This window comes from Novosphingobium sp. 11B, assembly GCF_054589055.1.
Genome location: NZ_BAAILP010000204.1, coordinates 48,381 through 55,445 on the forward strand (window position 1 = coordinate 48,381; position 7,065 = coordinate 55,445).

Consider the following 7,065-nt stretch of genomic DNA (forward strand, 5'->3'; position numbering starts at 1 on the left):
ACCTACAATTCGACCCTGCTGCGCCTCCTCGACGAGCGAGGCTACATCCACCAGCTCACCGATGCCGAGGGCCTTGACGCCATGGCCGGCAAGCAGGTGGTGCCGGGGTATATCGGCTTCGACCCGACGGCGCCTTCGCTGCACGTCGGGCACCTCGTCTCGATCATGATGCTGCGTCAGCTTCAGCGCGCGGGCCACAAGCCGATTGTCGTGATGGGCGGCGGCACCGGCAAGATCGGCGACCCCAGTTTCAAGGACGAAGCGCGCAAGCTGCTGACCGAGGATCTCATCAAGGAGAACGTCGCCTCGATCCGCCGCGTCTTCGAGCGCTTCCTGACCTTCGGCGACGGCCCGAGCGACGCGATCATGGTCGACAACGCGGAATGGCTCGACCGCCTCGAATACATCCCGTTCCTGCGCGACATCGGCCAGCACTTCTCGATCAACCGGATGCTCAGCTTCGACTCGGTCAAGCTGCGCCTCGATCGCGAGCAGTCGCTCAGCTTCCTCGAATTCAACTACATGATCCTGCAGGCCTACGACTTCCTGGAGTTGTCGCGCCGCGCCGCATGCCGCCTGCAGATGGGCGGATCGGACCAGTGGGGCAACATCGTCAACGGCGTGGAACTCGCGCGCCGCGTCGATGGCACGCAGGTCTTCGGCCTGACGACGCCGCTGCTCACCAATGCCGACGGCACCAAGATGGGCAAGACGGTCGGCGGCGCGGTGTGGCTGAACGAGGACCAGCTTTCGCATTTCGACTACTGGCAGTTCTGGCGCAACACCGACGACCGCGACGTCGGCAAGCGCCTGCGCCTGTTCACCGACCTGCCGCTGGACGAGATCGAGCGCCTCGAAGCCCTTGAAGGCAACGAAATCAACGCCGCCAAGATCGTCCTCGCCAACGAGGCGACGAAGCTGTGCCGCGGTGAGGAAGCCGCGAAGTCCGCCGAAGCCACCGCACAGGCGACCTTCGCGGGCGGCGGCATGGGCGGCGATCTGCCGACCATCGAGGCCGGAGCAGACGGAATCCGTCTCGGCGCGGCCTGTGTGGAACTTGGTTTCGTGGCATCCAATGGCGAGGCCAAGCGCAAGATCGCCGAGGGCGCGGTGCGTCTCGACGACGTGGTGATGGACGATCCCGCCCTGCTGATCACACTGGCGCCGGGCGAAAACCGCAAGCTCAGTGTCGGCAAGAAGAAGCACGGCGTCATCACAAAGGCGTAATACTTAATCCCGCCGACCTGCCGGGTGCAAAGTCGGCGGGATTAACCGCTTGTTTGCCATTTGCGCCTAGAGTTCTTCGACGGCAAAAAGCAAAAGGCATGGAACCATGAGTGCAGGAGCGCAGCTCACTGTAACCGACAAACGGCGCGCAGCGCGTCACCCCGTCGATTACACCGTGATCGCCGAGCACCGCCAGCTCGGCGACCTCGACCTGCACATCGTGAACATTTCGGCCCAGGGCTTCATGATCCAGGGCGAGATGACGCTCGAGCGCGGCGAACGGCTGGTCATGCGCCTGCCCGTGGTAGGCCGGATCGAGGCGCACATGATCTGGACCCATGAAGGCCGTTCCGGTTTCCAGTTCGAGCGCATCATCCGGATCGATGACTTCCTCAAGCTGGTCGATACTCTCCAGCCCAATCCGCGCCTGCGTCCCAAGCGCTGAACATCAGGCAAGTCCCGTCAGGAAAATGCTGCGTACGCACAAAACGATATTGATATAATATAACATGACAATTAGAGGGCTTGGACATGACAGCCCGCCCTCCCCGAATCGCCCTGCTGGCCTGCGCCAGCCTTGTCGCAACCGTCGCCGCCGATCCCGCGCTGGCCCAATCCGTGCCGGGAGCGTCCGGACAGGAAGCATCTGGCCCTGCCACCGCGTCCAAGAGCGGCCACGCGCAGGAGAGTGGCCCCGAGATCATCGTCACCGGCCGTGTCATTTCCGGCAACGCCGACCCGATTTCGGCTCCGGTTGTGCTGACCGGCGATGCCCTCACCCGCAATCTGAAGCCGCAGATCGGTGACATGCTGAAAAGCCTTCCGGGCGTCACCAGCAGCGGTTTCGCCCCCGGCGTATCGCGCCCCATCCTGCGCGGCTTCGACGGCCCGCGCGTTCAGGTCCTGCTTGACGGTCTCAGCTCGCTCGACGCATCCGCCGTTTCCGCCGACCACGCGGTGTCGCTCGACACGTTGAACATCGAGCGCGTCGAAGTCCTGCACGGCCCTCGCGTCCTGCTTTACGCCAGCGATCCGGCAGGCGGCGCGGTCAACGCACTGGACAAGCGCATCCCGCGCGCGGTGCCGGACAAGGCGTTCACCATCGACGCGCTGGGCAGTTACGGCACCGCCGCCAACGACGTGAACGGCGGGGTCGCCGCCAACGTCAGGCTGGCCGACAAGTGGGTCGCGCACCTCGATGCCTCCTACTATCATTCCGACGATCTGCACGTCGGCGGCTACGTGCTTTCCCCTGAACTGCGCGCCGAGACTCTGGCTTCGGCCGACACCCTTGCCGCCGACGGAGACGCCGCCGGCGCTGCCAATCTGACGGCTCAGGCAGGCCGCAAGGGCAAGCTCGCCAACAGCGGCACCGAGGGCTGGACATATGGCGGCGGCGTCGCGTTCATCGACGCGGGCGGCGACATCGGTGTCTCGGCCCAGCGCGTGGCCAACGACTACGGCATTCCCCCGCGCCCCTCGGCGGATCCGTCCTCGACGATGATCAGCCTGCGCCAGACCCGCGTTGACCTGCGGGCGGGCCTCAACCTCGACGGTTTCCTCAAACGCCTCGAACTGCGCGGCGCGTACGGCGATTACACCCACGCCGAGATCACCGACGGCGCCGTCGGCACCCGTTTCAACAGCCAGTCGCTGTCGGCCCGGCTCCAGGCCGACCAGACGCGCCGGGGCATCTGGAGCGGTTCGAGCGGCGTCCAGTATTCGTCCTCCACGCTGGACATCACCGGCGACGAACTGCTGCTGCCGAACACCGAGACCAACCGCTTCGCGGCTTTCACGCTGCAGCAACTCGAAGTCGGCCGGTTCGATCTCGAAGCCGCGCTGCGCTACGAGAATACGCAGATCCGCGCCAAGCCCAATGGCGGCGACCTGCTGACCGGGCAGAGCCGCCAGTTCGACCAGTACTCCGCAGTCGTCGGTGCCGCATGGCACCCGACCGATACCTTGACCCTCTCGGTCAACTACCAGCACGGCGAACGCGCCCCGTCCGCGGAGGAACTGTTCGTCAACGGCGCGCATGACGCCACGCAGTCGTTCGAGGTCGGCAATCCCAACTTCACGCTCGAAAAGAGCGATGGGATCGAAGCCGGCATCCGTTACAGCGGCAGCAATTTCGCCGGATCGGTGACCGCATACGGCACCAACTTCGGCAACTTCATCGCCGCCGTCCCGACCGGCCAGATCGACGCGGAATCAAGCCTCCCGATCTACCAGTACCTTCAGGCCGCCGCCCGCTTCCGCGGCATCGAGGCCGAGGGCGCGCTGACCGTGGCCCGCACGCAGAGCGGCGGCGCCTTCAAGATCGACAGCGGGGTCGACTATACCCACGCCAGGCTGGTCAATCTCGGCCCGGTCCCCCGCATCCCGCCGCTGCGCGTGCGCGGAGGGTTGGAGTACGATTCGCCGGTCTTCGACTTGCGCGGTGAAGTCGAATGGAACGCCCGGCAGAACCGCGTGGCCGAGAACGAGAACCCGACAGACGCCTTCACGCTCGTCAACCTCAGCGCCACCTGGCGCCCGGTCGGCGAGAAGGGCCCTCTCACCCTCATCCTCTCCGCCAACAACCTGCTCGACGCCTCGGGCCGCCTGGCGGCATCGCAGACCAAGGACTTCGTGCCGATCGCCGGGCGTGACGTGCGCCTGACGGCCCGGATCACCTATTAAAAGAAACAATCCGGTTTAGCCCAATCCAACTTGGCAAGGGGAGGCCACGCTGCCATGCAGCCCGCGTGAGTCTCCCCCATCCTTCTCCCGACGGCACCCCCACTTCGCCGCTCCAGATCGCCGACTACCGCAAGTTCTGGCTGGCCCGCTTCTTCGCGGTGCTGGCGACGACGGGTACGGTCGTCATCATCGGCTACCAGCTCTACGACGTCGCCCGAACCGACTACGCCATGTCGATCACGCAGGCCTCGTTCCAGCTGGGCCTGCTCGGCTTCGCACAGTTCCTGCCGGTGTTCCTGCTGACCCCGGTAGCGGGCGTCGTCGCCGATCGTTTCGACCGCCGCAAGGTCGCCGGAACAGCCGCCCTGCTCGACATGTGCGTCGCGCTGGGCCTCGGCATCATCACCACGCTGGAAATCCGCAGCCTGCCGGTGCTCTATGCCTTCGCGGTGATGCACGGCATGGTCCGCGTATTCATCAGCCCGGCCATGTCGGCGATCGCGCCCAACATCGTGCCGCCCAAGCTGATCCCGCGCGCGATCGGCTTCAACTCGATCGCAATGCAGGCGGGCACGATCATCGGCCCTGCCGCTTACGGTTTCATGTTCGCGGCCCACCACGCCCTGCCCTACTGGTGCTCGGCGCTGTTCACGCTGGGCGCCTCGATCGCCATCCAGGCGATCCGCCACTTGCCCGCCATCCCGCGCGACCCGGCCAAGGCTCACCCGATCCGCCAGATCGTCGAGGGCTTCCGGTTCGTCTGGAGCGAGCGCTTCCTGTTCGGCTGCATCACGCTCGACCTCTTCGCCGTGCTGCTCGGCGGCGCGACCGCGCTGATGCCGGTCTTCGCCCGCGATCTGCTGCACGTCGGTCCCGAGGGCCTGGGCCAGATGCGCGCGGCGACGGCGGCAGGCGCGGCGGTGGTGGCGTTCTGGCTCTCGTTCCGCCCGCTGCAGTCGAACGTCGGCGTCAAGATGCTGGCGGCCGTCGTGGCCTACGGCGCCGCGACCATCGGCTTCGGCCTCTCGCGCCACTTCCTGTTGTCGCTCGCCTGCCTTGCCTGCCTCGGCGCCGCCGACATGATCTCGGTGTTCATCCGCAGCTCGCTCGTCCAGTTGCGCACGCCCGACACCGTGCGCGGCCGCGTCTCGGCGATTTCCGGTCTCGCCGTCTCGGCCTCGAACGAGCTGGGCGAGTTCCAGTCGGGCTTCGCCGCAGCCCTTCTCGGCGCTACCGGAGCAGTTGTCTTCGGCGGCAGCGCTGCCATAGTCATCACCCTTGCCTGGGCCTGGTTCTTCCCGGAACTGCGCCGGGCACGTACCTTCGAAGCCCGTTGGGAGCAGAAATCATGAAGGCCGACAGCATCCTCGCCACCATCGGCGATACCCCGCACATCCGCCTCTCCCGCCTGTTTCCGGACCATGAGGTCTGGGTCAAGGCCGAGCGCGCCAATCCCGGCGGTTCGATCAAGGACCGCATCGGCCTCGCCATGATCGAGACGGCGGAAGCCGACGGCAGCCTCAAGCCCGGCGGCACCATCATCGAGCCGACTTCGGGCAATACCGGCATCGGCCTCGCCATGGCGGCAGCGGTCAAGGGCTACACCCTTGTCCTCGTCATGCCCGAATCGATGTCGGTCGAGCGTCGCCGCCTGATGCTGGCCTACGGCGCCAAGTTCGACCTCACTCCGCGCGAAAAGGGCATGAAGGGCGCGATCGAGCGCGCCAAGGAACTGATCGAGGCGACGCCTGGCGCCTGGATGCCCCAGCAGTTCGACAACCCCGCCAACGTCGACGTCCACGTCAAGACGACCGCGCAGGAAATCCTCAAGGACTTCGCGGATGAGCCCATCGACGTGCTCGTCACCGGCGTCGGCACCGGCGGCCACCTCACCGGATGCGCCGAGACGCTGAAGGCCAGTTGGCCTTCGATGAAGGCCTATGCGGTCGAGCCGACGCTCTCGCCGGTGATCTCCGGCGGCCAGCCCGGCCCGCACCCGATCCAGGGTATCGGCGCCGGTTTCATCCCCGGCAACCTGCACACCCAGTCGATCGACGGGGCCATTCAGGTCGACCCCGCCGACGCCAAGGACTGGGCGCGTCGCTGCGCAACCGAGGAAGGCATGCTCGTGGGTATCAGCTCGGGCGCGACGCTTGCCGCCATCGCCCAGAAGCTGAAGGACCTGCCCGCAGGCAGCCGCGTCCTCGGCTTCAACTACGACACCGGCGAGCGCTATCTCTCGGTGCCCGACTTCCTGCCGGAGTGATATCCATCGTGACGACTACCCCCACCCTCGAGCCCGTTTCCTACGAACACACCGGTGTCGCCCTCACCGGCTGGCTCGCCCGCCCCGAAGGCGCGGCCCGCGCGGCCGTCGCCCTGTTCCCGACGATCGCCAACGTCATCCCGCTGATGGAGGAGCGCGCCCGCAAGCTCGCCGCAGAGGGCTATCTGGTGATGATCACCGACTTCTACGGCGAGCCGATCGAGAGCTTCGAGGCTTCGTTCCCCGTCGCCGAGAAGCTGCGCGCCGACAACGCCTACTACCGCGCCCGCATCATCGCCGGGATCGATGCGCTACGGGGGCTCGCCGATGGCCTCAAGCTCTTCGCCATCGGCCACTGCATGGGTGGTCAGGCCGTCCTCGAAGCCGCCCGCGCGGGTGAGGATCTGGCCGGCGTGGTCAGCTTCCACGGCACCCTGCCGACCACTGCCCCGGCCCAGCCCGGCGGCATCAAGCCCCGCATCCTCGTCTGCCACGGCGATGCCGACCCGCTCGTGCCCCGCACGGATGTCGTCGCCTTCTGGGAGGAAATGGACGCGGCCGGCGCTGACTGGCACTTCCACAGCTACGGCAACGTGAAGCACGGCTTCACCGACCCGCACAGCCTGGACAAGGGCATGGCCTTCCTCGACTACAACGTCAGCGCCGATCGCCAGTCCTGGGCCTCGATGCTGTCGTTCTTCAACGAGATACTGGGCTGACCTCCCATTCCTCCCTGAGCTTGCTCGGGGAGGAATTTGCAAACAAAGCCCGTCATCCCCAACATCGTCATCCCAGCGAAGGCTGGGACCGCTGGCCGCGCAAAGCCCAACCCTCGACAGGGCGTTTGAACGATAGTTGGCCGTAACAGGCCAGCGGTCCCAGCTTTC

6 protein-coding genes are annotated in these 7,065 nt (G+C 66.3%); all 6 read left to right on the forward strand.

From position 1 onward, the window contains the following. A partial coding sequence (gene tyrS / locus ACYPYD_RS18630; RefSeq protein WP_459664742.1) for a tyrosine--tRNA ligase occupies positions 1-1,227 on the forward strand: 1,227 nt, incomplete at its 5' end. 106 nt (positions 1,228-1,333) lie between these two features. After that, a complete protein-coding gene (locus ACYPYD_RS18635) occupies positions 1,334-1,672 on the forward strand; it encodes a PilZ domain-containing protein (protein WP_008830574.1) in 339 nt (112 codons plus the stop codon). An 86-nt stretch (positions 1,673-1,758) separates the two neighbouring features. Next, positions 1,759-3,912 (forward strand): TonB-dependent receptor, encoded by a 2,154-nt coding sequence (locus ACYPYD_RS18640; RefSeq protein WP_459664744.1) that lies wholly within the window; start codon positions 1,759-1,761, stop codon positions 3,910-3,912. 65 nt (positions 3,913-3,977) lie between these two features. After that, complete coding sequence (locus tag ACYPYD_RS18645) at positions 3,978-5,264, forward strand: MFS transporter (RefSeq protein WP_459664747.1); 1,287 nt, start codon at positions 3,978-3,980, stop codon at positions 5,262-5,264. Beyond that, positions 5,261-6,178, forward strand: a complete 918-nt coding sequence (gene cysK / locus ACYPYD_RS18650; protein WP_459664750.1) for a cysteine synthase A — start codon at positions 5,261-5,263, stop codon at positions 6,176-6,178. Before ACYPYD_RS18645 ends, cysK begins: the two co-directional genes overlap by 4 nt. Before the next feature lie 8 nt (positions 6,179-6,186). Continuing rightward, entirely contained in the window at positions 6,187-6,897 is a 711-nt protein-coding gene (locus ACYPYD_RS18655; protein ID WP_459664752.1) for a dienelactone hydrolase family protein, read from the forward strand. Positions 6,898-7,065 lie beyond the last annotated feature (168 nt).